20 protein-coding genes are annotated in these 25396 nt (G+C 51.3%); 11 read left to right on the forward strand and 9 right to left on the reverse strand.

Features of this window, described 5'->3' with window-relative positions; all coding sequences use genetic code 11:
- Positions 1–98 precede the first annotated feature (98 nt).
- Positions 99–746 carry a VIT1/CCC1 transporter family protein gene (locus Q0577_RS09345; RefSeq protein WP_298735260.1) on the forward strand — a complete coding sequence of 216 codons (648 nt, stop codon included), beginning with the start codon at positions 99–101 and terminating at the stop codon, positions 744–746.
- Between the two features lie 75 nt (positions 747–821).
- On the opposite strand, the gene Q0577_RS09350 is transcribed toward Q0577_RS09345, so the two are convergent.
- Entirely contained in the window at positions 822–1202 is a 381-nt protein-coding gene (locus Q0577_RS09350) for a hypothetical protein (protein ID WP_298735262.1), read from the reverse strand.
- A gap of 54 nt (positions 1203–1256) precedes the next feature.
- Here Q0577_RS09350 and Q0577_RS09355 point away from each other — a divergent pair, with 54 nt between their 5' ends.
- From Q0577_RS09355 to Q0577_RS09375, 5 genes are all read left to right on the forward strand, one after another.
- Complete coding sequence (locus tag Q0577_RS09355; protein WP_298735265.1) at positions 1257–2636, forward strand: mercuric reductase; 1380 nt, start codon at positions 1257–1259, stop codon at positions 2634–2636.
- Positions 2637–2849: 213 nt separating this feature from the next.
- Positions 2850–3836: an ABC transporter ATP-binding protein gene (locus Q0577_RS09360; protein ID WP_298735268.1), complete on the forward strand. Its 987-nt coding sequence runs from the start codon at positions 2850–2852 to the stop codon at positions 3834–3836.
- Complete coding sequence (locus Q0577_RS09365) at positions 3814–5379, forward strand: ABC transporter permease/substrate-binding protein (protein ID WP_298735270.1); 1566 nt, start codon at positions 3814–3816, stop codon at positions 5377–5379. The genes Q0577_RS09360 and Q0577_RS09365 overlap by 23 nt, the downstream gene beginning before the upstream one ends.
- A gap of 57 nt (positions 5380–5436) precedes the next feature.
- Positions 5437–6597, forward strand: a complete 1161-nt coding sequence (gene egtB, locus Q0577_RS09370) for an ergothioneine biosynthesis protein EgtB (protein WP_298735272.1) — start codon at positions 5437–5439, stop codon at positions 6595–6597.
- A gap of 82 nt (positions 6598–6679) precedes the next feature.
- Entirely contained in the window at positions 6680–7678 is a 999-nt protein-coding gene (locus tag Q0577_RS09375) for an L-histidine N(alpha)-methyltransferase (RefSeq protein ID WP_298735274.1), read from the forward strand.
- 17 nt (positions 7679–7695) lie between these two features.
- On the opposite strand, the gene Q0577_RS09380 is transcribed toward Q0577_RS09375, so the two are convergent.
- Together Q0577_RS09380 and Q0577_RS09385 are read right to left on the reverse strand one after the other, a co-directional pair.
- Complete coding sequence (locus tag Q0577_RS09380) at positions 7696–8172, reverse strand: DinB family protein (RefSeq protein ID WP_298735277.1); 477 nt, start codon at positions 8170–8172, stop codon at positions 7696–7698.
- A 299-nt stretch (positions 8173–8471) separates the two neighbouring features.
- Positions 8472–10661 carry a S9 family peptidase gene (locus Q0577_RS09385; RefSeq protein WP_298735280.1) on the reverse strand — a complete coding sequence of 730 codons (2190 nt, stop codon included), beginning with the start codon at positions 10659–10661 and terminating at the stop codon, positions 8472–8474.
- Between the two features lie 251 nt (positions 10662–10912).
- Between Q0577_RS09385 and Q0577_RS09390 the strand changes: the two genes are divergently transcribed.
- Complete coding sequence (locus Q0577_RS09390) at positions 10913–11158, forward strand: hypothetical protein (protein WP_298735283.1); 246 nt, start codon at positions 10913–10915, stop codon at positions 11156–11158.
- A gap of 433 nt (positions 11159–11591) precedes the next feature.
- On the opposite strand, the gene Q0577_RS09395 is transcribed toward Q0577_RS09390, so the two are convergent.
- The 3 genes from Q0577_RS09395 to glk all read right to left on the reverse strand — a co-directional run bounded on the left by Q0577_RS09395 (position 11592) and on the right by glk (position 15632).
- Positions 11592–12020 carry a hypothetical protein gene (locus Q0577_RS09395; RefSeq protein WP_298735285.1) on the reverse strand — a complete coding sequence of 143 codons (429 nt, stop codon included), beginning with the start codon at positions 12018–12020 and terminating at the stop codon, positions 11592–11594.
- A gap of 84 nt (positions 12021–12104) precedes the next feature.
- A complete protein-coding gene (locus Q0577_RS09400; protein ID WP_298735289.1) occupies positions 12105–14528 on the reverse strand; it encodes an AsmA-like C-terminal region-containing protein in 2424 nt (807 codons plus the stop codon).
- Between the two features lie 45 nt (positions 14529–14573).
- On the reverse strand, positions 14574–15632 hold the full coding sequence (glk, locus tag Q0577_RS09405) for a glucokinase (RefSeq protein ID WP_298735292.1): 1059 nt from the start codon (positions 15630–15632) through the stop codon (positions 14574–14576).
- 183 nt (positions 15633–15815) lie between these two features.
- On the opposite strand from glk, the gene Q0577_RS09410 reads away from it, so the two are divergent.
- Positions 15816–17597, forward strand: coding sequence for a glycoside hydrolase family 15 protein (locus Q0577_RS09410; RefSeq protein ID WP_298735295.1), 1782 nt, complete (start codon positions 15816–15818; stop codon positions 17595–17597).
- 90 nt (positions 17598–17687) lie between these two features.
- On the opposite strand, the gene Q0577_RS09415 is transcribed toward Q0577_RS09410, so the two are convergent.
- On the reverse strand, positions 17688–19859 hold the full coding sequence (locus Q0577_RS09415; protein ID WP_298735298.1) for a bifunctional alpha,alpha-trehalose-phosphate synthase (UDP-forming)/trehalose-phosphatase: 2172 nt from the start codon (positions 19857–19859) through the stop codon (positions 17688–17690).
- A 354-nt stretch (positions 19860–20213) separates the two neighbouring features.
- On the opposite strand from Q0577_RS09415, the gene Q0577_RS09420 reads away from it, so the two are divergent.
- Positions 20214–21161, forward strand: coding sequence for an aldo/keto reductase (locus tag Q0577_RS09420; protein WP_298735301.1), 948 nt, complete (start codon positions 20214–20216; stop codon positions 21159–21161).
- 29 nt (positions 21162–21190) lie between these two features.
- Here the strand turns inward: Q0577_RS09420 and Q0577_RS09425 are convergent, their stop codons facing one another.
- Positions 21191–22147 carry an NADP-dependent oxidoreductase gene (locus tag Q0577_RS09425; RefSeq protein ID WP_298735304.1) on the reverse strand — a complete coding sequence of 319 codons (957 nt, stop codon included), beginning with the start codon at positions 22145–22147 and terminating at the stop codon, positions 21191–21193.
- Between the two features lie 122 nt (positions 22148–22269).
- On the opposite strand from Q0577_RS09425, the gene Q0577_RS09430 reads away from it, so the two are divergent.
- Positions 22270–23064 carry a helix-turn-helix domain-containing protein gene (locus Q0577_RS09430; protein ID WP_298735306.1) on the forward strand — a complete coding sequence of 265 codons (795 nt, stop codon included), beginning with the start codon at positions 22270–22272 and terminating at the stop codon, positions 23062–23064.
- Between the two features lie 63 nt (positions 23065–23127).
- Positions 23128–24081 (forward strand): nitrilase family protein, encoded by a 954-nt coding sequence (locus Q0577_RS09435; RefSeq protein ID WP_298735309.1) that lies wholly within the window; start codon positions 23128–23130, stop codon positions 24079–24081.
- Here the strand turns inward: Q0577_RS09435 and Q0577_RS09440 are convergent.
- Complete coding sequence (locus tag Q0577_RS09440; protein ID WP_298735311.1) at positions 24078–25364, reverse strand: voltage-gated chloride channel family protein; 1287 nt, start codon at positions 25362–25364, stop codon at positions 24078–24080. The genes Q0577_RS09435 and Q0577_RS09440 overlap by 4 nt on opposite strands.
- Between the last annotated feature and the right edge of the window lie 32 nt (positions 25365–25396).

A 25396-nucleotide genomic window follows, 5' to 3' on the forward strand; every position in this document is an offset into this window, starting at 1 on the left:
GGCCTGACAGCGTTAGTAGACAGTCAATACATCCATGTGCATTAAATTGTGACACATGCATCACCGGAACATCCATTCTTAATTATTAATTGTATAAAGTGCCAACAAAAGAAAAGGCCATACGAAGCACCGGGTGGAAAACCGACTTCCTGATCGGGTTTCCCGATGGATTATTCCTGCTGTTCTTTGCCACCCTGCTGATTCAGGCATTGCAGGTGAGCGTACAGCAGTTCTATGACCTGATCATCTGGGTTTCGCTGGCAGGCGCCGTATTGGTGATGATCACCTCCTGGCTGGCGAACCGTGGCGACCCGCATGACGAATCCACCCTCTCTCCCCAAGAAAGAAAGAAGCTGCATCAACTGGATATTACCCGGGAAACCATTGAACATATGGAGCAGGAAATAGCCCAGGATGCCAGCCGCTGGGCAAACACCCTTCAACAGGAAAAAGTACAGACTGTGAGCTGGCACCCGTTACGCGCCGTACGCAGCTCCCTGGTAGCGGGCATATGTTTCCTGGCAGGCGCTCTTATTCCCTGCTGGCCTTACTTTGCGAATGAGAATTTCAGCGCTTCTTCCCGCCTTAGCAGCCTGCTTGTTTTTCTGAGCGCTACCCTGTTCGGCTTCATCAAAGCCAGGATAACAGGACAGCGGCTATGGATCGTGATATTCAGGTACCTCTTGCTGACAGCGGGGATATGGCTGGCGGTGTACCTGGTGAGACAAGTATTAATAGAGGTTTGAGGTTCGTTGAAAGTTACAGGTTTATGATCGGAGGGAACACTAGTTAAACCGCTAACATCTAACTAACCTCAAACTTCAAACTTTTCTTTTTTGTGTAACGACACTTATAAATGCAACGATAGCGCCCAGGAGCGATAAATAAAGGCCGATCTCCTTATGCGGGCACTCTCCCATTTCGCAACGTGCAAACAGGATCATATTACGGAAGGTCCAGGCTATGAGAAAGCCGGAGATGAATACATTTACCCGCTGCGCCCATTGTTTCTGCGCAATAAATAATAACCCGGCAATGATTGCAAGTATAATATTCAGTTTTCCCGGTTCACCGAAATTGGAACCTTTTGTCTGAAGGCCGGTGAATACCAGGTGCTTGCTTTCTATCGTGAGCCATGGCAGGAAAGCGCTGACAATGACAATAACGGCAGCGGCTATACCTGTAAGTGTACTTTTGGACATAGGACGCAAAGGTAAGAAAAACCGGGTGGTATAATATTTGGGCCGTTCCGTGTTATGCAACATTTTGACGCAATTATCATTGGCTCAGGACAGGGCGGCACTCCGCTTGCCCGTAAACTGGCCCAGGCGGGATGGAATACCGCCCTGGTAGAAAAACGCTGGGCGGGCGGCACCTGCATCAATGATGGTTGTACGCCCACCAAAACCATGGTAGCCAGCGCCCGGGTGGCCTATGAAGCGGCCAACAGTGACCGCTGGGGCGTCCGGGTAGATGGTTACGCCACCAATCTGGAGGCTGTGGTGGAACGAAAGAACAAGATCGTATCCGGTTTCCGGGCCGGCAATGAAAAAAGGCTGCAAGGCGAGCGCCAGACACTTTTTTACGGCGAGGCTTCCTTTACGGGGCGAAAAACCCTTCACGTTGCCCTGAACAATGGCGGATCGGAACTGATCACTGCAGAACATATCTTCATTGATACCGGCAGCTGGCCGCGGATACCCGATATACCCGGACTAAGCAATATTCCCTGGTTCACCAGCACCACCCTGTTGGATCTAACTACGCTTCCCTCCCATCTGCTGATCCTGGGGGGCAGCTATATTGCCCTGGAGTTCGGGCAGATGTTCCGCCGCTTCGGCAGTGAGGTGACCATCATTGAACGGGCGCCGCAATTATTGTCGCGCGAGGATGACGATGTTACCACCGCCATCCGTAAAATGCTGGAAGGCGAAGGCATCGGCATATTTACCGGTGCGGAGGCGCAGCAGGTGGAGCAGACCAGCCGCCATATTGTACTCACCATCGGCACCGGTGGCCAGACCCATACGGTAGAGGGTTCCCATCTGCTGGTGGCCACCGGCAGGGCGCCGCAAACAGCGGCCCTGCGCCTGGAACAAACCGGGGTAAAAACAGATGCGCATGGCTATATCATCGTAAACGACCGGCTGGAAACCAGCGAGCCCGGTATCTATGCCCTGGGAGATGTAAAGGGTGGTCCGGCGTTTACACACATCGCTTACCACGATCACCTGATCGTGTATAAGAACCTGATAGAGAAAGCCAATATCACTACTGCAGAGAGACAGGTGCCTTACTGTATGTTCACCGATCCGCAGCTGGGGCGTATAGGACTGTCTGAAAAAGAAGCCACGCAACAGGGGCTGCGGTACCAGGTAGCCAGTCTGCCCATGAACAATGTGGCCAGGGCTATTGAAACCGGCAATACGGAAGGTTTCATGAAAGTGCTCATAGCGCCCGGCAGCGGTAAAATACTCGGTGCAGCGATATTCGGCGCCGAGGGCGGCGAACTGATGTCCTTACTGCAGATGGCCATGCTGGGCGGCATTACGGCACAGCAGATGAAAGAGATGGTATTTGCGCATCCCTTGTATGCAGAAGCTTTGAATAATCTTTTCCTGTCGCTTGATAAATAAGCAATTGTGGATAACGGACAATGTGGGTAACTTTTTCCCCACCGGTTTCCGATGATTGCCTAACTTAATTGTGACGGGTTTGAAGTTTAAGGCGGGAGGTTTGTTGGCGGTTTATTATTTCAGGGCCTGTAAGCCAGCATGGCAGATCTGTTCTTAACCTTTAAACTTTCAACGAACTTCCAACCTCAAACTATTTAAACCGGTAAGCTGATCATGATAAAGCTGGAGCACGTTTACAAATACTTCTCTCAGAACAAGGCGGCGGTGGCCGATGTATCGTTCGAGGTGCGTCCGGGCGAGATACTGGTGCTGCTGGGCACCAGCGGCAGCGGTAAAACTACCACCCTGCGCATGATCAACCGGCTGGAAGAGCCGGATAAAGGCAATATCTACGTAAATGGTAAATTAACCAGGGACCAGTCTCCCGAGCAGCTGCGCCGCGGCATTGGTTACGTGCTGCAGGATAACGGGCTTTTTCCCCACTATACCGTAGCGGAAAACATAGCGGTAGTACCCAGGCTGCTGGAATGGGAGGAGGAACGCATTGACCAGCGAACCAACATACTGATGGAAAAGCTGCATCTGCCCCCGGCAGAGTACCGGGATGCCTATCCCAACCGCTTAAGCGGCGGGCAACAGCAGCGGGTAGGCCTGGCAAGGGCGCTGGCAGCAGATCCACCCATTCTGCTGATGGACGAGCCTTTCGGCGCGCTGGACCCTGTTACCCGCGCCAGCGTACGTAATGAATTCAGGGCGCTGGATGAACTGAACAACAAAACGGTGATCCTCGTTACACATGATGTAACAGAAGCTTTTGAACTGGGCGACCGTATCGGGCTGATGGACCAGGGCGTACTGCAACAGCTGGGCACTCCCGCGGAGCTGCTGTTCACGCCCGCCAACGATTTTGTGCGGGCCTTCTTCAAAGATCAGCACCTGCTGCTGGAACTGAAGTCGCTCAGCCTGGCAGACCTTAAACCTTACCTGCCGCCAACGGCAGAAACAGATCATTACCAGCCGCATGTATTGCCGGGCACGATCTCTGCCTGGGATGCACTGCAGCGGACAATGGGAATAGAGGGCGTGATCTCTGTAGACTTCAGGACAGAGGTGTACACCATGGACAGCAGGTCCCTGATGACCGCCCTCTCCGTATATAAGCAAACTGCCCAGGCACATGGAACCACAACAAAGCTTTAGCGATTTCCTGCAGCAGGAGTCCGGTAAACTGCTGGAACAAACGCTGCAACATATTGGCCTTACCTTTATTTCACTGCTGATAGCGGTGCTCATCGGCCTGCCCCTGGGCATCCTTATTACCCGCAGGAAAAAACTGGCAGGCCTGGTACTGGGCATCGCCGGTATTTTACAGACGATCCCCAGCATTGCCTTGCTGGGCTTTATGATCCCGCTGCTGGGCATCGGCGCAAAGCCTGCAATTGTGGCCCTGTTCCTGTATGCGCTGCTGCCCATCATCCGCAATACGTATACCGGCATCAATGAAGTAAATCCATCGGTCACCGATGCCGCTGTTGGTATGGGCATGAACCGTAAACAGCTTTTGTACAGGATACAATTGCCGCTGGCCATGCCGGTCATACTGGCGGGCATCCGCACCGCCACGGTGATCAATGTGGGCGTGGCTACACTGGCGGCTTATATTGCGGCCGGCGGACTGGGAGAATTCATTTTTGGCGGCATTGCCCTGAACAATACGAACATGATCCTGGCAGGCGCCATACCGGCTGCCCTGCTGGCCGTTTTATTTGACGGCCTGCTGTCGCTGTTGCAGCGGATACAATTACGCAAAGCGCGCAAAGCCGTGTATGTATTGCCTGTTGCGCTGCTGCTCCTCTCCTCTTTCTACCTGTTGCCACCGGCCTATGGCTCCCGGCTGCTGGCGGGCTTTACCCCGGAATTTATGGGGCGGCGCGACGGCGACCTTGGGCTGCGAGCGGTATACGGTCTGCAGATACGTACAGTTGTGATCAATGACATGATCATGTACAAAGCAGCCTACGAAAAAAAGATAGATGTGATCAGCGGCAGCAGTACTGACGGACGGGTAAAAGCATTTGACCTGGCAGTGCTGGATGATGACAAACATATATTTCCGCCATACTATGCAGCGCCCATTGTAAGGCAGTCTACGCTGGATAAATACCCCGAACTGGAGCCAGCGCTGAACAAATTGTCTGGCACCATTAATGATAGCATTATGACGGAGCTCAACTACCGGGTTGATCATCTGAAGCAGGATCCGGCAAGGGTGGCCAAAGATTTCCTCGTAGCAAAGCAGTTATGGAAACCGGCCCGCGGAGGCACGAAAGGTACCATCCGCATAGGCTCCAAAATTTTCGGAGATGGGTATATCCTGGCGAATATGTATAAGATGCTGGTAGACGGATATACAGACCTGCAAGCTATTACCAAAACAGGGCTGGGCGGCACCAAGATCTGTTTTGATGCATTGCTGAATGACCAGATAGACCTTTACCCAGAATATACCGGTACCGGCCTGCTGGTAATATTGCAGGCCCCACAGCCAACGATAGATTCGCTGATCGGTTACAAACAAAAAGTATACGATCATGTGAGCCGCGCTTTCCTGCAGCAATATGGCATAAAGTGGCTGAATCCCATCGGCTTCAACAACACATACGCCCTTATGATGCGCAGGCAACAGGCTGCAACATTGAATATCCGAAGCATTTCTGATCTGAAGGAGTATTTAGAACGCTGAAGGCGGAACGCTGTATGATGAATAAGCGTTCAGTGTTAAGCGCAAAACGAAGTTTATATGCAATTATGGAACAACTATGAAACGGTACGAAAAAGATCCGAAACAATATGCGCGCCCCTGAAAACTGAAGACTATGTAGTGCAGCCCGTTGTGGATGTAAGTCCGCCTAAATGGCACTTAGGGCATACCACCTGGTTCTTCGAGACTTTCCTGCTCAGGCCTAACGTGCCGGGTTATACGGAATTTGATCCGGACTACAATTTTGTTTTCAACAGCTACTATGAGTCTGTGGGAGCCAGGGTGATACGTACCAACCGCGGGAACCTCAGCCGTCCTGCCGTAGAAGACATTATGCGTTACCGTGCGTATGTAGATAAGGCCATGCAACACTTTCTTGACCAGCAGCTTACACCTGCTTTGGAAGAGCTGGTGATCCTGGGGCTGAACCATGAGGAGCAACACCAGGAGCTGCTGTATACAGATATCAAGTATATACTGGGACACAATCCCCTGTTCCCGCCCTACTGTAAAGAGAAGCCGGCAGGTATTACGAAGCCGGTAAGCGGCCAGGCGGAGATGCTGTCCATACCGGGTGGCATATACGAAATAGGTTACCAGGGCGATGGCTTCTGCTTTGACAATGAACTGCAACGCCACCCCGTTCTCCTGCAGCCGTATGCTATCAGCACGCAGCTGGTGAGTAACCGTGAATACCTGGCCTTTATGGACGCAGGCGGCTACCGCGATTTCAGGCACTGGCATGCGGAAGGCTGGGACTGGGTGAAGACGCAGCAGGTATCCTCTCCATTATACTGGCATTATATAGACGGACAGTGGATGCATTACACCTGGCAGGGACTACAGCCCCTGGCGCCGGACGAACCGGTGTGCCATGTCAGCTTTTACGAAGCCGCGGCATATGCCGCCTGGAAGGGCTTGCGGCTGCCCACTGAATTTGAATGGGAAGCCGCCGCTCCGCAACTACAGTGGGGCCAACGCTGGGAATGGACGGAAAGCGCCTACCTGCCCTACCCCGGCTTTGTTAAAGCGCCCGGCGCTATCGGGGAGTACAATGGTAAATTCATGGTGAGCCAGATGGTGCTGCGCGGCGGCTCTGAAGTAACGCCCCCGGGACATAGCCGTATCACTTACCGGAACTTCTTCCACCCACAGCTGCGCTGGCAGTTTATGGGGATCAGGTTAGCGGCAGGCAGCTAGCTCCCGGCAGTTAGCGACGGAGAAAAAAGCCAGCAGCTAACAGCTGGTTGCTGGCAGCTTTAATTCAACAATCACGGAAATTATGTATACCACCACTGTAATTCAAACGTTGCGGCCCTGCGCTGCTCCCGGCACGCCGGCCGGCGCCTTTTTCCAGGATGTTGTACGTGGTTTGAGCGCCATGCCTAAGCACCTGGACTCCAAGTATTTCTATGATGCGGAGGGCGACCGGCTTTTCCAGGAGATCATGCATTGCAAGGAATATTACCTGACGGATTGCGAAATGGAGATTATGCAGGAACAGGCGGCCGCCATCGCTGCGGCGCTGAGCAGCCAGTCAGGGCACTTTGACCTGGTGGAACTTGGACCGGGAGACGCCACCAAATCCATCCACCTGCTGCGGCAATTGCTGCAGACGGGTGCAGACTTTACTTACTACCCTATCGATATATCTGCCAATGTGATCTCGCAACTGGAAAAAGCGCTGCCGGCCCAGTTGCCCGGTCTGCAGATGCAGGGAATGAACGGCGAATACTTCGACATGCTGCTGCAGGTAAACGCGCAAAGCCAACATCCTAAAGTGCTGCTGTTCATGGGCGCCAACATCGGCAATTTTACGCCATTGGCAGCCGGGAAGTTTTGTCGGCACCTCTACCACAGCATGCATCCCGGGGATATGATACTGGTGGGCTTCGATCTGAAGAAACATCCGCAGATCATCTTAAACGCCTATAACGACAGTGCAGGCTATACCCGTGAGTTTAACCTGAACCTGCTGCGCCGCATCAACCGTGAGCTGCATGCAGATTTTGATCCGGCCTTGTTTGAGCACTATCCGGTATATGATCCCGGCACCGGCGCTTGTAAAAGCTACCTGGTGAGCCTGCAAAAGCAGGTAGTGCATATAGGCGATGAGGTGGAAGTGCATTTTGACCTGCACGAACCGATATACATGGAGATCTCACAGAAATACAGCCATGAAGATATTGCCCAGCTGGCAGCACAGTCGGGCTTTGAGCCGGTGACGGAGTTCAGTGATCAGCGGCAGTGGTTTGCAGATTGTTTGTGGAAGAGAGTCTAACCGGCGGTAGCCGGTTGTCACTCCCATGCATGCAGCATGCGTCTTAACACAATGATTTCACCGGTATGGTAGCTGGTATGATCTGCGATCAGCATGGCTTCGCGCAGGAGGTGCTGGCCGTTACCCCAGGGAAAGGGCGCATACAGGTCGGCATCCGGCTGTTCTAATAATGCAATGAAGGCTTTAAGGTCCCGGTGGATCTGCCCGAGGCTATGTTTCCAGGCCGCGGCATCTGCCGGGGCTTTTTCTTTTGGCCAATAGCCGGAAGGCCACTCAGGCGACACATGTTTTTCGCTTCTGGAAAATTCGAGAATATCCCATTGGGTAATGCGGATGTGCTCCACCAGCTGCCAGATGCTATAGGGCATACCTGGAGGAACAACACCCTGGAGGTCCGGGGGAAGGTCTTTTACAGCGTCTTCAAAAGTAACATGGGCATGGCCGCCGTGAAGGAGCTCTTTGAGCGCAACGATGAGAGGATTGGATTTGGGCATGGCGAGGTGTTTTGAGGAGGAACAGCTGCAAGAAACAGGCCGGTATTTTTAATGGGAAATGGGGTTTCTTTTTAAGGCAGAGGAGCTTCATTGCCATCATGGGAGTGAGTAAGGGGCATTACATCCTACGTCATTGCGAGGCGGTGCAAAGCCTTTGCGGGAAGCCGGGGGCAAAGCAATCCTTTTAACGGCAAATGGTCATTACGTTTATTGATTACGTTTGTCGTTAAAAGGATTGCTTCGTCGCGGCACCTGCGGGGCCTATTGCTCCTCGCAATGACGTTGGATGAAGGCCCTCCTTACCTCGCACCCGGAGGGCAATATTGCTTCAGATAATGTGTATATAAATTAACCAGGTGCTCATGCGTTCCCGCTCCTTCGCTGATACTGTGCGTGCGGTTGGGATAAGCCATGAACTGGAACAGCTTATTGTATTTGATCAGTTCATTCAGCAGCATTTCTGCGTTCTGGTAATGCACGTTATCATCCCCGGTACCATGAATGTACAGCAGGTTGCCGCGAAGGTTTTTGGCGTATGTAATAGGCGAACCTTTCACAAAGGCATCGTTGCCTTCTTCCGGCAGGCCCATATAGCGTTCCTGGTAGATATTGTCATAGGTGAGCTGGTTGCCTACTGCAGCAATGGCAATACCTGTTTTGTAAATCTCCGGGTACTGGAACAACAGGTTCAGCGTCATGGAACCACCGCCGCTCCAGCCCCATACGGCTACGCGGGAAGTATCCATATAAGGGCGGTCCTTGAACAGCGCCAAAGCGCCCTGCGCCTGGTCGCGGGTATTGATCTCACCTATGCGGCGGTAAATACATTTCCGCCATTCCCTGCCTTTGGGCAGCGGAGAACCGCGGTTATCCATAGAGACGTAGATGTAGCCATCTGCACTGATATCGCCTTTGTAAAGCCAGGCATGGCCTGCCCCGAACTGGTCTTTTGCAGTGGCGCCGCCGGGCTCTCCGTATACATAGAATACCACGGGATACTTCTTGGTAGAGTCGAAATTGGCGGGCTTTCTCATCCAGCCGTCCATGTTAACGCCATCGGCAGTAGTGATGTTGAAAAATTCCAGCCTTTGGGATGCGGCTGATTTGGCCTTTATTTCAGCAGACAAATCACCGCCGGTAGGATTCTTATGGTCTGGCAGGTGTACGATCTCACTGGTAGGATAAATGTAGTAATTAGAGAACTCGTGAATAGCGTACTGGCCATCCGGAGATATTTCATAATTATGCGTGCCGGGCTGGTCTGCAGGTGTAATACGTTCCGGTTTGCCCTTCCCATCCAGCGATACTTTGTACAGGTACTGCTGCGTAGGTTTTTCGGGAGAAGCCAGTACATAGGCCAGGCGGCGCGCTTCATCTATCTTGCAGAGATTGATCACATCGTAGTTGCCCGGGGTGATCAGGGTGGCTTTACCGCTGTTCAGATCAATATCATAGAGATGACGCCAGCCGTCTTTCTCCGTTACCCAGATAAATGCGGCGCCGTTGCGGATCCAGTCCCAGCCGGTAATATCATCATTGTCCCAGCGGGCTTTCACGTCTATAAAAGCCGGATCAGTTTCTTCGAACACCGTTTTTACGGAGCCATTGGCCGGGTTGCAGAGCATTATTTTACTATGGTTCTGCTTGCGGTTCAGCTGCTGCAGGATCACCAGGTTTTTGCCGGGCACCCATTCCATGCGGGGAATATAGTGCTGTTGCGGATCGCCGGGTACGGGCAGCCAGGTGGTATTGCCTTTGTCAATATCCACTACGCCGATGCGGCAGGCGGAAGGTAATTGTCCGGCTACCGGGTACTCTACGGGTACGGTGAAGGAGTAGATGGAATCAGTATTATTGATCATCAGGAAGTCCCTGATCCTGGTGGCATCTATCTGCCAGTAGGCAATGGAGCGGCCATCAGGGCTCCAGCGGAAGCCGTCCCGGCAGCTGAATTCCTCTTCATATGCCCAGTCGAAGGTACCGTTGATAAAACGGCGGGTGCCATCCTTTGTAAGTGCCTTGATGTTGCCGGAGGCAAGGTCTTCCACGTACAGGTTATGATCGCTCACATAGGCTGCTTTGGTGCCGTCTGGTGAAAGCTTGGCGAACATCAGTGAAGATGGCGGTAAGGTTTTGCCCAGCTGTTTCAGCTGGCCGGCGGCAATATCGAGCACCCAGTAATCGCCCCGGGTTTCATAACGCCATACCTTTTTAGAATTGGTGTAGATCAGCAGGTGTTGCTCATCTGCAGAAAAGGAAAAATCTTTTACCTCCAGGGGCTGGTTAGCGCCGGCGGGTGTTAGCTGGGCAGTGGTGATCTTTACCTGCTGCTGCCCGTTTTTCAGTGCTGTGGCTACGATACTGCCACGCTCTACGCTGTAAATAGATTGCCCGTTGCTGCTCCACCTGGTGGATTTTCCCGGCTGTGCCTGCGCCGTAAAGGCCCACAGGCAGATACAAATGAATAAGCTAAATCGTAATGGTTGCATTTTCGAAGTGATAATGATATAAGGACGGCAATATAGGACTTTTTAATCCATGGTCGATGATCCCTAGTCTATAGAATATCAGGCATTTCCCAAAATTTTGACGAACGGTAAAGACCGGGAATTACCGGGAATTACCAGATATCGCATCGCCCCCCTTGCTTCTTAGCACAATTTTTTTTATATGAATTATTTTTATACTTTTAAGAAATTAATATCCTGTTCCTGAACTATCCTTTGAGTTTCTTTGAGTTATGATACAAATCTGTTATTCCTACAAAAACCGGGAGTTTCTTCAGTTGGAGGACGCCCTGCTGAACCACCTTGCCCAGAATGGCAAAACCCTGATATATGCACTGTTAGAGCCAATGCATGATGCCCTTTCCAAAGAGAACGGGCGGATAAGAATCAAGCTGGATGAACATCCCCAAATAGAGCTGGAAGGTTTTAGCGTGGATGTTAAAGAGCAGATAGAGATGACCTTACGGGGTGAAGCCTGATGAAGGGCCGTTTTACTGATATGACCGCCTGTATAGCGGATCTGCATAACAAACCCCGCAACGGGGTTTTGCACGTTTGTACACTTCTATTACCGGGTATCCTGCAGCCCGACTTTCGCATAGCTTCATATCTCCAAAGCATTTAAACTTTTCTTTAACCCTTGTTGTTAGATTGGTGTAGTTCACGGACGTAGTCCATCGGTCCATGGACCAAACTATACGGCATCAAATTAACACCCTTAAAATAGTCAGCTGCATACCGGGCATTCCAGTTATCACTGTTAAATCTATAACGGGTACATAGACTATTCACCAATAGCACTGTACTTTCTTTTTCTATAACGTGGATGAATGGTGCCGGTTATCGAGCCGACACATAAAGCAAATAGACGGAACAGTTACCGTAACAGCCGTCCTGGTCGCGGGATGGCTGCTATTTTTTCAGTGTATAGAAAGTCTGGGAGATCTTCACCTTTGGCGTTTCATCATAGCTGAAATCAAGGGTATTATAGCGCAGTGCGGTGTCGGTAACAGCGGTAGCTTCACAGAGCAGTGAATCGAGGTGGAAGAATACAGGTGTGATCTCTTCAAAGCGGAACGTATCTACACTATGCGCATCAGAATAGAAACGCAGGGCTATACCGCTCTGGGTAAAATCAATATATTCAGCTCCATTGTAGCGCAGTGTATCCAGCCGTGAGTAGGAAGTATCCCCGGCAGTGACGGTATATTCTTTAAAAACGGCTGATTCGTAGTACCATTTTCCATAGAAATTACGATGCGGGGTTGCGTTATCTTCCTTCTTACAGGCGGATAACACTACCAGCACCATTGCTGTCACTATCGGCAGAACCTTACGCATAATATTCACTGTTAACGGTTTAACGGGCGCAAAATTAGTAAAAATGCAGGATTTCCCCGTTAAACGTGTGTGAACAGGCGCAGGTTACTGCTTTCCCAGCTTTATTTTCACCTTTCCCTCCTTATTATCGTCAGTGGCGCGCAGGTGTAGTGTGAAGCCCCGTTTTCCTTTTTTAGCGATCTTCTCCGGGTTACGCAGGGGTACTTCCAGGTAGATATCTGTGCCACGGGGCATACCGTATACCCCGCTAACGTCCATCATAATGGCGCTGGAAGAAATTTGCATGGGCGGGATGATTATCTTATTCCCCTTCAGCTGCAGGGTATTGCTGAGGTTATCAAAAGTGATATTGGACAGGTTCCGTTTCCGGAAGAAGAAGGTGCCAATGTCTTCCAGGGGGGCAAAATGTACCAGGGCTCCCTGTTTCAGGTCAAAGCTCAGTTCTCCGTACATGGAGCCGGGGGCCAGTTGGCCGTTGTCGTGCAGGTTACCATTGATATTGGCGCGAGCAGATAATATGCCTTTGAGGTTACGGGATGTTAAGGATTGCATACCGAAATTCTCAAAGGCATAGAACAACTGATCGATATGAACATTATTGATCGACCCATTCAGTTTGAAACGGTTATTATTGCCCTGGGGATGAACAGCGCCATTCAGCCGGAGGCTGCCCCCTGCGTGTGCCAGGGAAACCTGCTGCAACAGGATGTCTGACTGGGTGAGGCTGACGGCGGCCATTACCTGCGCTGCATCAAAACGGCGGTAGTTCAGCTTGTCAACAGCAATGCGCATATTCACATTGCAGGACTCCATCACTATCTCCAGCTGGCGGGCCAGGCGCCGGGCTTTACGGGAAGCTGCGCCGGCAGCCGCCTTACTGGTTTTGTGCCTGCTGGTTTTACGGGGCGCCAGGAAAAAGCGGAACTCGTCCAGGTCTATCATCGGACTGCGGATATCCCAGTCCAGCTGGATCTTTTCAGGCGCTTTGAAGAACAGTCCCACGATGTTGCGCATACTGCCCTCCATCTGCAAGGTGCTCTTTACGCTTTTCACCATCACCTGGTGAAAGAAGAGATCCTGCCCGGAGAACTGTATGGTGGCATTGCAATCGCGGAACTGCAGGTTGCGGGGTAAATAAGTGAAGCTGCCATTCCTGATGGCAATGTCGCCATCCAGGTAAGGCGTAAGGCTGTCGCCTGCCAGGATACTGCCTTTATAGAAGAGGTTGGCGGTAGCGGTGCCGCCTTGAAATTCGTAGGTATTGCCGGTCAGTTCGTTCAGCTGTTGCAGCGGGAAAGCGGAACGAAAGCGCCCCATAAGCTCCGGGTGTTTCAGGTTGAGCACCTGTATGGTATCCGCATTCAGCGGCACGCCGCTCCACCTGGCATGCAGCTGGTAAATGCGTACAGCAGAATTGGCGTCATGATGACCATAACCGGGAATCAGCTCATTGGTGAAATTTCCATTAAAACCGCAACTGTCCCACTGGCCGGCTTTGGTAACAAGTATATTATTTTCTGTGTGCCATTTCACCCTGACATCAGGAGTATCATGCGGGCGCATATGCCCCTTGATCATGGCCTGCACATCCAGTGGTTGCTGCAGGTCTATGCTATCCAGCTTTTGCTGCAGATGCGGCAGCAGCAGGGATGTAGCGTGATGATAGGGCATATTGACCGCACCGATATTAATTGCGAACGCAGCGGGGTCGTGCCCGAAGTCGAATGTAGCACTGAGGGTCACAGATTGACCACCGATGCTGAAACGCTGGGCTGGTATTGACAGCTTTTTCTGCTGCTTATTGAAATTAAATGTCAGGGTAGTTTCCAGTTCCTGGTTCCTCAGGTAACTGCCCCGAAGGGTATTAAAGGAGAAGCTGTTCACGAGCAGCCGGGTTTGCACATCGAATTGCAAGGCCTTGTCAGAGGCGTCCACGCGGCCATCCATCCTGCGTATGGTAAAGTGGAAACGTTTATTTTTCTGCTGGTTATCCAGCACCAGCTCCATGTTACGAAGTGAGAGCTTACCGATGTCTGCGTCTTTACCGGAGCTGCCTTCTTTCTTTTGTTCCTTGCCGGAGAACACTGTGGCATTCGTGTAACCGGATGCGTTAGTATAGAGGTAAATGGTACCGTCTTCCATTGTTATCTCCCTGATATCCATGCGGCGGCGCAATAATGTGAAGGTATTCACTTTAACGAATATACGCTTGACATCCAGCAGCAGGTGGCGATGCTGTTGCCAGAGGCTGTCTTTCAGCTGCAGGGTTTCGAGCTCTATAGATACATGGGGAAAGCTGCGCAACAGGGATGGGTTCATTTCCTGTATGGTCAATGTGCCGTGCAGGCGCTGGTTCAGGCGATCAGTGATCTGGCGAAGAAAGGTCTCCCTGTTAAGATGGATATAGAGGGCCAGTGCCAGCCACAATACAATCACAAGTCCCAATAAAGCGCATCCGGCTATTACACATATACGTAACCACCTGGCTTGAATAAAATTGAAAGGCAAACGTTAAAAATTAAAATGAATATAGAATTAACACTATTATCCACTTTATTGTTCGCGGTGTATGGCATAATAGGCAGCACCTCTTAAGGCGGCCTTATCGTTGCTGATAACGTGCAGGGGAACGGCTGCCAGCAGCTCTATCAGGCGGTCGCCCTGCAGGTAATGATGGTAGAAATTATTATTCTGCAGCAGGGGGATGATGCGGGGAGGGATACCGCCCCCGATAAAGAGCCCGCCGGTAGATTTCATTTTAAACACCAGGTTAGCGCTTTCCCGGGCCAGGTAGCGCACAAACATTTCCATGGTTTTGATGCAGATAGATACCTTTTGTTCAATAGCATTACCGCTGATGACGGCGGCGGGGTCTTTTTCCTGCAGGGCATGTTCCAGCCAGTCGGGCACGTGCATATGCCGTACGTCCCGCAGGAACTGGAAGGTATCATAGATGCCGGGTCCGGAGACGAGGCGCTCCCAGCTAACGATCTGGTATTTTTCCTGTAGGAATTCCAGCAGTTCCATATCCAGCTCATTGCGCGGGGCAAAGTCGCAGTGACCGCCTTCTGTGGCAAAAGGTGAATACAGTTCACCGTCCCAGAAGAGGCCCGCCTCTCCCAGCCCGGTGCCCGGGGCGATGATGGCCATATTGCCGCCGGTTTCCGGTTCGCCGGAGTGCAGGGTGAGCAGGCTGTCGGGCTGCAGGGTGGCCAGTCCGTATGCCGTAGCTTCGAGGTCATTGATCAGGAAAGTTTCTTCAACACCGGTGGTTTGCTGTATCTCTGCTACCGTGAGCTCTCTTGACAGGTTGGTGAGCTCTACCCTGCCTTTTATTACAGGCCCCGCTACGCCGATACATATACGTTGCGGTTTTTGGGCCGGCTGCAGGCTGATAAATTCCTGCGCCAGGTCTGTAAAGGAAGTATAATCCTGTGAGGGGTAACTCTTTTCATGCACCAGCTGTGTCTCCCCATTGCTCACCTCAAAGAGTGCCAGCCTGGTTTTGGTGCCACCCAGGTCTCCTGCCAGGACATACATGATTCCATCACCGGGTTTTCTGCCCATACGGGCAAAGCGCGGCAGGAATTGCTGTTCGTTGACCAATTGCATGTATTAAAAATAAGCAAAAAAGACGGTTTAAACGATTGAACGTTTGGAGATTGAGCGTTTGAGCGTTTAAACATTTGATGGCTTGAGCGTGGCCTGCATTGTTGGGGCACCTTCAAACTTTCAAACCCTCAATCCTTTAAACTTTCTTATTTTGGCGTATCTTTTGTTCAGTACGACTTAGCTATGGAAAGACATACCTATCAGACCGGATTAATTGGCAACTGCGCCTTCCTGGCGCATGTACACCGCAACACCAACATTGAATGGCTTTGCTGGCCCCGTATGGACAGCACTTTTGTTTTCGGAGGATTACTGGATAAAGAGAAAGGCGGCTGCTTTTCTATTCTGCCCGAGGGAGAATTTACTTCCAGGCAATACTACATGGAGAATACCAATGTACTTTGCACGGAGATCACTTCTGCCAACGGAAAGTACAAGGTTACAGATTTTGCACCGCGTTTTTACCAGTATGAACGTTATTTCAAACCGCTCATGCTGGTCAGGAAAATAGAACCGCTGGAAGGCTCTCCCCGCATACAGGTAAAATGCCACCCGGCAACTGATTATGGCGCGCGTAAGCTGCAGGCGCAGTTTGGCAGCAATCACGTAGAGTTCCTGGGCGCCGATGGACGCATGCGTCTGACCACCAACATACCGGTGAACTACCTGCTGGACGAACAGTATTTCGTACTGAACGATACCCGCTACCTGTTACTAACTTATGGCAGTCCGCTGGAGGCCTCTTTGGTGAGCACTGCAGAGAATTTTCTGCGGGAAACCATCAATTACTGGCGTACCTGGATCAAACATTCCAATATTGCCAACTTCTACCAGCCATATGTAATACGTTCTGCCCTCACCCTCAAGATCCACCAGTATGAGGATACCGGCGCTATTATTGCGGCCAGTACCACCAGTTTGCCCGAGTTCCCGAACAGTGGCCGCAACTGGGACTACCGGTATTGCTGGTTGCGCGATACCTATTATGTGATTACCGCGCTGAACCACATCGGGCATTTCGAGGAGATGGAACGCTACTTCAATTATGTAACAGATATTTCATTCTCAGGCGACTACCGTTACCAGCCGCTTTACGGTATTACAGGCCAGAAGAACCTGGTAGAAGAGATCCTCCCGCACCTGAGCGGTTACCAGGGCAACCAGCCGGTACGCATCGGCAACCAGGCCTATGAACATATACAGAACGATATTTACGGACAGGTGCTCATCTCCATGCTGCCCCTGTATACCGACCACCGCTTTATATTTTCAGAACGCAAGGACTCTGCCTGGTGGATAGAATATCTGCTGAACAAGATAGAACGTACAATAGACGAGAAGGATGCAGGCATATGGGAGTTCCGCAATTTTGCCAATATACATTGCTATTCCAACCTATTCCAGTGGGCGGGCTGCTCGGCCGCTGAAAAGATGGCGCGTACCATTGGTCACCAGCCCCTGGTAGAAAAAGCTACTGCCCTGAAGGAAAAGGCAGCTCAGCATATTGAGAGCTGCTTTGATCCTGAACGCCGGGTATACACCAATGCTGCCGGCAGCCGCCACCTGGATGCCAGCACATTGCAGCTGATCATGATGTACTACCTGGATCCTGAATCTGACAGGGCACGCGATCACCTGGAAGCATTGGAAAAAGAGCTAAAAACGCCGCAGGGCTTATTCTACCGTTACCTGCATGCGGATGATTTTGGTAAACCCAAAACCACATTCCTGGTATGTGCCTTCTGGTATGTGGAAGCATTGGCCTGTGTAGGACGGCTGGATGATGCCATCAGGGAGTTTGAGAACCTGCTGCAGTATTCGAATCACTTATTGCTGTTCAGTGAAGATATAGATGAAGAGAATGGCAGCCAGTGGGGCAATTTCCCGCAGGCTTACAGCCATGTGGGATTGATGAATGCTGCGTACAGGATAGCGATGAAACTGGATAAGCCGATATTTTTGTAAGAGACGCCGCCTTGGTCATTGTGAGGAGCCCCGGGAGCCTGTGCACATGAGCTCCGGTGCTCCTCCCAATGGCGGCGGCGGAAAATCCGCCTATACTAAGGTTGTCAGAAACTGTCTTACCTCCTTGAAATTACGCAGGTAATATCTGGCAGCGGATACCTGGCTGCCCACTTTGATAGTGATGGCATCTTCCGGAAGAGCTTTGAAAATATCCTCATCGGTATGATCATCGCCGATGGCCATCACGAAATCGAAGTGATCGTCATGCAACCAGTTGAGCGTAGCCCTACCCTTATTGATCTCCGCGTTCTTCACCTCAATCACTTTATCGCCCGGCAATACCATCAGTCCTTTATCCGACGTATAGTACCGGAGGGTACCCACTAATTCATTGGCGCGCAGTTCACCCAATCCTGCCTCTACCTTGCGGTAGTGCCATACCAGGGAATAGCTTTTTTCTTCAATAAAAGAGCCCGGGGTACGGTCTGTATAAGTGTCCAGTATGGTATAGATCTCCTGTTTCCATTGATCGTTCAGGCCGGGCAGCTTATGCCATTTGCCTCCCTGTCTCCTTTGCCAGGCGCCATGTTCTGCTATCAGGTGCAAACGCAGGTGGCCCAGCCATTCAGAAAGCGTTTCATGCTTGCGTCCGCTGATCATCACTACTTCGTTGGACGGATCTGCGGTCAGTGAGCGCAGCAGGTGATACAGCTCCTGGTCTGGCGAGGCCAGGTCAACATTCACGTTAAAGCCCACTAATGTACCGTCATAATCCAGGAAGATAGCGCGGCGGCCGGCCTTTTTGTAGGCCTGCTGTACATGCAGCTGCATATCGGTACTGAGACGGCGGGCCAGCATGGATTGCTGGATCTGCTTCACTTCCTGCAGGCGGTCCATAAATAGTTTCACCCAGTGGTTGACGTTGAATTTGGCAACCACCTGCCGCATCTGCTTCATGCGCCGGTATTGCTCCGGCAGCGGCATAATAAGCGCTTCTTCCAGTGCACGGGTAATAGCCCCGATGTTATTGGGGTTTACGATCAGTGCATCTATCAGTTCTTTGGATGCGCCCGCCATTTCACTGAGTATGAGCACGCCGTTATTCTGTGTGCGGCTGGCCACGTATTCCTTGCTCACCAGGTTCATACCATCGCGCATGGGTGTTACCAGGCATATATCAGCAAAATTATACAGTGCAGACAGTGTCTCTATCGGGAAAGAGCGGTAAAAATAATGGACAGGGTGCCAGTTAATGGTACGGAAGCGGGCATTGATGCCCCCTACCAGCTTATCGATCTCGTCGCGCAGGGCCACGTACTGCGGCACCGTATCGCGGGACGGCACAACGATCATGTATAATACCACCTTCTCTGCATACTCAGGGTATAATTGCAGGAAGAGTTCAAAAGCCTGCAGGCGCTGCAGGATCCCTTTGCTGTAATCCAGGCGGTCGATGGTAAGGATCATTTTAATGCCGTGGAAATTCTCTTCCAGCTGTCGCAACTGTTGCTGCACTTCCGCATCCGTGCCCATGGAGGCATACTTGTCATAATCGATGCCCATGGGAAAAGTTTCCGCAACAACGGCGCGGTCGTTCACCATCAGCTGATTGGCGGAGGCGTTAATGGGCAATATGCGGGTAACTGCATTGATGAAATGCCGGCTATCATCAAAAGTATGAAAGCCCAGCAGGTCAGCTCCCAGCATTCCCTCCAGCAGCTCTGCCCGCCAGGGTATAAGGCGGAACAGTTCGAAAGAAGGAAACGGTATGTGTAAAAAGAAGCCGATGGATACATCAGGCAGTGCCTGGCGAATCATGCCGGGCAGCAGCAATAACTGGTAATCGTGGATCCATATCACATCATCGGGCTCAGCCACAGACAGAATCAGATCGCGGAACTTTTCGTTCACGCGATAGTAAGCATCCCAATAGCCCTGCTCATAGCGGGCGTACACGGCCATGTAATGGAATACCGGCCATAATGTTTCGTTGGAGAAGCCTTCATAGAAGTTATTGATCTCTTCCTGTTCCAGGTACACCGGCATGAGGTTCATACCGGCCATCTGTTGCCGGATATCGTCCTGGTCTTTTTGTTCCGGCACTACAAGCCCGGGCCAGCCTATCCATACATTATTGCCGTTCCTGTAGATGGAACCCAGGCCAGTGGCCAAACCACCTTCACTGGGCGCCAGCACAAATTCTCCGTCCTTTTCTGCGATCTTCACAGGGAGCCTGTTAGATACTATAATGGTCTTACTCATAGCGCTGTCATATGTCGTTTATCAAAATCTGTTCTCTTGTGTTAAAAGCATCTCTTCCTGCAGGGACACCTGTCAGCAACACGCCTAATTAATTAAAATTCATGCTTCAAAACGTCTCAAACCGGCTGCTACGGGGATGTTTCAGGTCTCATGCAGATGATGGACAGTATTGACGAATACTACTAAAGCAGCATATAGCGGCACAAAATAGCAATTCTTTTTAATATAGGCATGACGGTTAGTACTGCAAATATGAGGCCGGTGTAATTTGTCATCAGAAACACACATTTAAACTATAAACCACCATGCTGGTATTTTTTTTGCGGCAATTATATATTTATAAAATAATATAAAATGGAGCAACGCAAATTGGGAAGATCGGCTCTCACTGTAGCGCCCCTGGCTTTTGGCGGCAATGTGTTTGGCTGGACGGTAGACGAACGAGACTGTTTCAGGTTGCTGGATGCCTTTGTGGCAGGCGGGTTTAACCTGATAGATACGGCGGATGTGTATTCAAAATGGGTTGACGGCAACCAGGGCGGAGAATCAGAAACCCTGATCGGTAAATGGCTGAAACAAAGCGGTAAAAGAGAGCAGGTAGTGATCGCCACTAAAGTAGGTGCGGAAATGGGACCACAACAGAAAGGCGTTTCAAAGGCATATATCACACAAGCAGTAGAGGCATCGCTACGCAGGCTGCAAACAGACTATATTGACCTTTATCAAACGCATTACGATGATGAGAGCACACCGGTGGAAGAAACATTATCCACTTATGCATCATTGATACAGGAAGGAAAAATAAGAGTGATCGGCGCTTCAAATATGAGTCCGGAAAGGTTGACACTATCGCTGCATAACAGTGAACAGTATGGCTATCCGCGTTATGAAACCCTGCAGCCGGAATATAATCTCTATAGCCGCCAACGATATGAACACGATTATGCGCCTGTCTGCACAGAACATGAGCTGAGCGTAATCCCTTATTATTCGCTGGCCAGCGGTTTCCTCACGGGTAAATACCGAACAGAGGAAGATGCGGCTAAAAGTCCCCGTGGAGAAAAAGCCCTGAGCTACCTGGATGAACGCGGTTTGCGGATATTAGCGGCACTGGATGAAGTGGCGGCTCGCTATCACACACAGCCTGCCAGTATTGCAATTGCATGGCTGGCACAAAGGCCTGGTGTAGCTGCACCGATTGCCAGCGCAACCAGTGTGGAGCAGCTGGAAGAACTGATGCAGGCGGCGAGGCTGAAATTGGATAAGGAGGCAGTGGCGGTGTTGGATGAGGCCAGTAAATAGGCGTCCGTGGAATGGCAGGATCACTGGGATCACGCATCCGCAATTTTTATCACCGTTTTGCCTCTGGCCCTGCCTGTTCTGCTTTTAGCGAGTGCAGCGGCTACATCTTCCAGTGAAATGGTAGTTTCAACAGGCACTTTTAATTTTCCGGCTTCTATCAGCGCAGTCAGATCATCCAATGATGCGGGAGTGCTCTTCGTTTCAAAATTACCACCTTTGAGGCGCCGCGCTTTCAGTACATCATCATCTGCAACAAAAGCCGTAGTAAATGCAACACCACCTTCTTTTACGAGGGCGCTGTTAGCATTGAAGCCTTCCTGATCGCTCATCAGATCTATTAATCCGTCAATACCATTGGAATAAGCGCTTTGTATCTGCGCCGGCACGGGAGCTTTCTTATAATCTATTACTGCTGTTGCACCAAGCCCGCGGATATGTTCTGCAGCGGTAGTGCTGCCGGCAGTAGCAATCACTTTTAATCCTGCAGCGGCGGCCATTTGTACGGCAAATGAACCTACCCCGCCGGTAGCGCCTATGATCAGCAACGTTTGCCCCTTCTGCAACCCTGCGTGCTCCAGCAGCTGCAGGGCAGTCATGCCCGAGGTGGGCACCGCCGCAGCTGTTGCAAGTGATATGGACGAAGGAGCGTGCGTAATAGCTGCCTTTTCCGGGACGATCGCATATTCTGCGTAGGCGCCTTCTCCTATGGGGCTGTGAATGAATTGACCGTAGATCCTGTCTCCCGTCTTGAAGCGCGTAACGCCTTCTCCTACAGCCTCCACAACACCGGCGCCATCCACGCCAATGATCATCGGGAATTGATGGGGCATATGTCCATCCAGTATTCCATCAATCATTTTCCAGTCAAAAGGGTTCATACCGGCGGCGGATACACGCACCAGCAAAGTACCGGGACGAAGCCCCGGTTTGGGGAGATCCATTACTTCGGGAGTAGCACGGAACGCAGAAATGGCAACAGCTTTCATAGTCTGAGTTTGAAGTTTGAGGTTTGAGGTTCGAGGTTCGTTGGATGTTGGAAGTTATGAACATACAACAAACAACTGCAAACCTTAAAATTTTAGTCAATAAAGATAATTACTTTTATAGTATGCAAATCGCACCTCCGCAGATACTGAGTGATGTAGTGAAACATTTCCTGGTGCTGGAACAGGATGAGGCCGTGTTGCGTCATCACCGGTTGTCGCCCGACGGGCATGCGGGCATCGTATGCTGCTACCGTGAACCATTTGCGAAAAGCGATGAAGCGTTGTTACCCCGCAGCTTTGTATACGGACAGATCAGCAGGTTTCATGACCTGCTGTCCGGTGTTCATACCGGTATGCTGGTGGTGGTACTGCAACCTTATACACTGCATTTGCTCACCGGCATTCCTGCACAGGAGCTGACAGACCAGCTGATCAGCATGCCGCTGATATTCGGGCCTGCCTGGCAGGACCTGGAGGATAGCCTGATCCGGGCGGCAGACCACCATGTCAGACTGAAGCTGGTGATCCATTTCCTTATCCAACAGTTGCAGCAGCGGCATGCGCATGCTGATAACATGATCCGGCAGGCACTACCGCTAATATATCAAAGCAAGGGATGGATGCAGATAACATCGCTCTGTACGGGGCTGCATATCTCAGAAAGACAGCTGGAGCGTAAATTCCGTGAACAGATCGGGCTGAGTCCGAAGCAGTTCCTGCGTACCATCCGTTTCCGTCAGCTGTTAAAAGCATTGCAGCAGCGCCCCTCTCCCGCCCTAACCCAACTGGCATTTGATGCCGGGTATTATGACCAGCCGCATTTTAACCGTGAATTCCGTATGCTGGCGGGTATCACTCCCAAAGCGTATCAAAGCGCACGACTGCTGGCGCTCAATTATATACAGCTCCCTGCATAAGGTCGGATTTTTACAAGTTTGCACTCGCAGCATGGCCTACCTTTGCAGTCATAATCCATTCACATGCAAGCCTTAAAAATAGCTACCGCACAGTTTGAGCATCGCAGTGCCGATAAAGCCTATAACCTGGAAATCATCCGCCGGATGGCGCTGGATGCTTCCCAGGCAGGCGCACAGGTGATCGCCTTCCATGAATGTTCTGTCAGCGGCTATACCTTTGCCCGTCAACTCTCCAAAGTGCAGCTGCTGGAAGTAGCAGAGCGCATTCCAGAAGGCCCCAGTATTCAGACACTGACTGACATTGCCGCCGAAGCCAATATCACGATCCTTGCCGGACTGTTTGAGAAAGATGCGGAAGACCATCTCTATAAAGCCTATGTCTGCGTAAACGCCCAGGGCCTGGTGGCCAGATTCAGGAAACTGCATCCGTTCATTAACCCGCACCTGATACCGGGCAACCAATACGTAGTATTTGACCTGCATGGCTGGAAATGTGGTATCCTGATCTGCTACGACAATAACATCATCGAAAACGTAAGAGCTACCGCCCTGCTGGGTGCAGACATTATCTTCATGCCCCATGTAACCATGTGCACACCGTCTACCCGGCCGGGCGCCGGCTTTGTAGACAAACAGCTCTGGCAGAACCGGGAAAATGATCCTACCTCCCTCCGTATTGAGTTTGACGGTTTAAAAGGGCGCGCATGGCTGATGAAATGGCTGCCTGCACGTGCCTACGATAATGGCGTTTACGTAGTATTTTCCAATGCCATCGGCATGGATGATGATCAGCTGAAGAACGGGTGCGCAATGATCCTGGATCCGTTTGGAGATATACTGGCAGAATGCCGGCAGCTGGGCAATGATATCGCCATAGCTAACTGTACCCCTGAAAAGCTGGAACAGGCAGGCGGTTTCCGTTACCGGAAGGCCAGGAGGCCCGAGCTGTATGCAGATATAATCGGGCAGGCACATAAGGCGGAACAGCAGGTGGTATGGTTAAATAAACAGCGCTAGGGCTGTTTTGGTACTGCCAGCTTTTGCGCCTTATAGATGCCGCTATGACCACTAAAATAGTACGCTGTGAAGCAGGCTACGGCGAAGTATAATATATGCTCTGTGCCGAAAAGCTCTGCGCCCATCAGTGTACAGGCGATAGGTGTATTGGTGGCACCGGCAAACACCGCGATGAATCCAAGTCCGGCGAAAAGGTCTACCGGCGCCCCCAAAAGTAAAGCCAGGGTGTTGCCCAGGGTAGCACCGATGAAGAACAATGGTGTTACCTCTCCTCCTTTAAAACCCATGCCCAGGGTGATCGCGGTAAACAATAATTTCCATAACCAGCTCCAGGTGTCAGCGCCACCGGCGTGAAATGCATTGACGATACTTACGCCGGAAGGGTCTTTACTGTAAACACCCAGGCCCAGGTAATCTTCGCTGCCAAGGGCCCAGGCAAAAACAATGATGATCACTCCGCCGAGGGCGGGTATCAGCCAGGCCGGCCGGATGTACCGTTGGGCTGTATGTTTAATAAGATGCATGGAATTGGCAAAAGCGTAGCTGGCCAGTCCGAAGGCCACGCCTGCCAGGATCACCCGGGCCAGCAGCCAGAGATCAATATGTAAGAAGGGAAGAAAAGGCAGCGCATTGCCGTGTATGTAGTGGATAGCGTAATGTGTATGCTGTATGCCCCAGGCGCTGCAGATAATATCTGCAAATACAGCGGAGATGAGGCAAGGCAGCAGCGCATCATAGCGGATCACGCCGATGGCCAGCACTTCCAGGGCAAATACAGCGCCCGCCAATGGGGTGCCGAATACGGCGCCAAAACCGGCTGCGATACCGCTCATCAGGAGCATGCGAAGATCCTTTTCGCTTAGCTTCATCCAGCGGCCCAGCATATTGGCCATACTGCCGCCTATCTGTACTGCTGTGCCCTCACGACCGGCGGAGCCACCAAAAAGATGGGTTGCCACCGTGGTAAGCAGCACCAGCGGCGCCATACGGGCAGGAACACCCCCTCCCGGCTGATGGATCTCTTCCATAATGAGGTTATTTCCTCCTTCAGCGTTCTTCCCCAGTCTCTTGTATAAAAAATAAATACCGATACCTGCCAGGGGCAGCAGGTATAAGAGCCATTCATGCTGCCAGCGTGTATGCGTAGCTTTATCCAGCAGCCAGAGGAACAAGGCTACCAGCGATCCGGTGATAATGGATACGGGAATAGCCAGGATGGTCCAGCGAATGAGGTGGTAAGCGATTGCGAATTGTTCGAAAGAAGATTTGATTTTTTTGATCATAGTCCTACAAATAAATGACGACGGCTTTATTA

The sequence above is a fragment of the uncultured Chitinophaga sp. genome (assembly GCF_937898475.1).
GTDB lineage: Bacteria > Bacteroidota > Bacteroidia > Chitinophagales > Chitinophagaceae > Chitinophaga.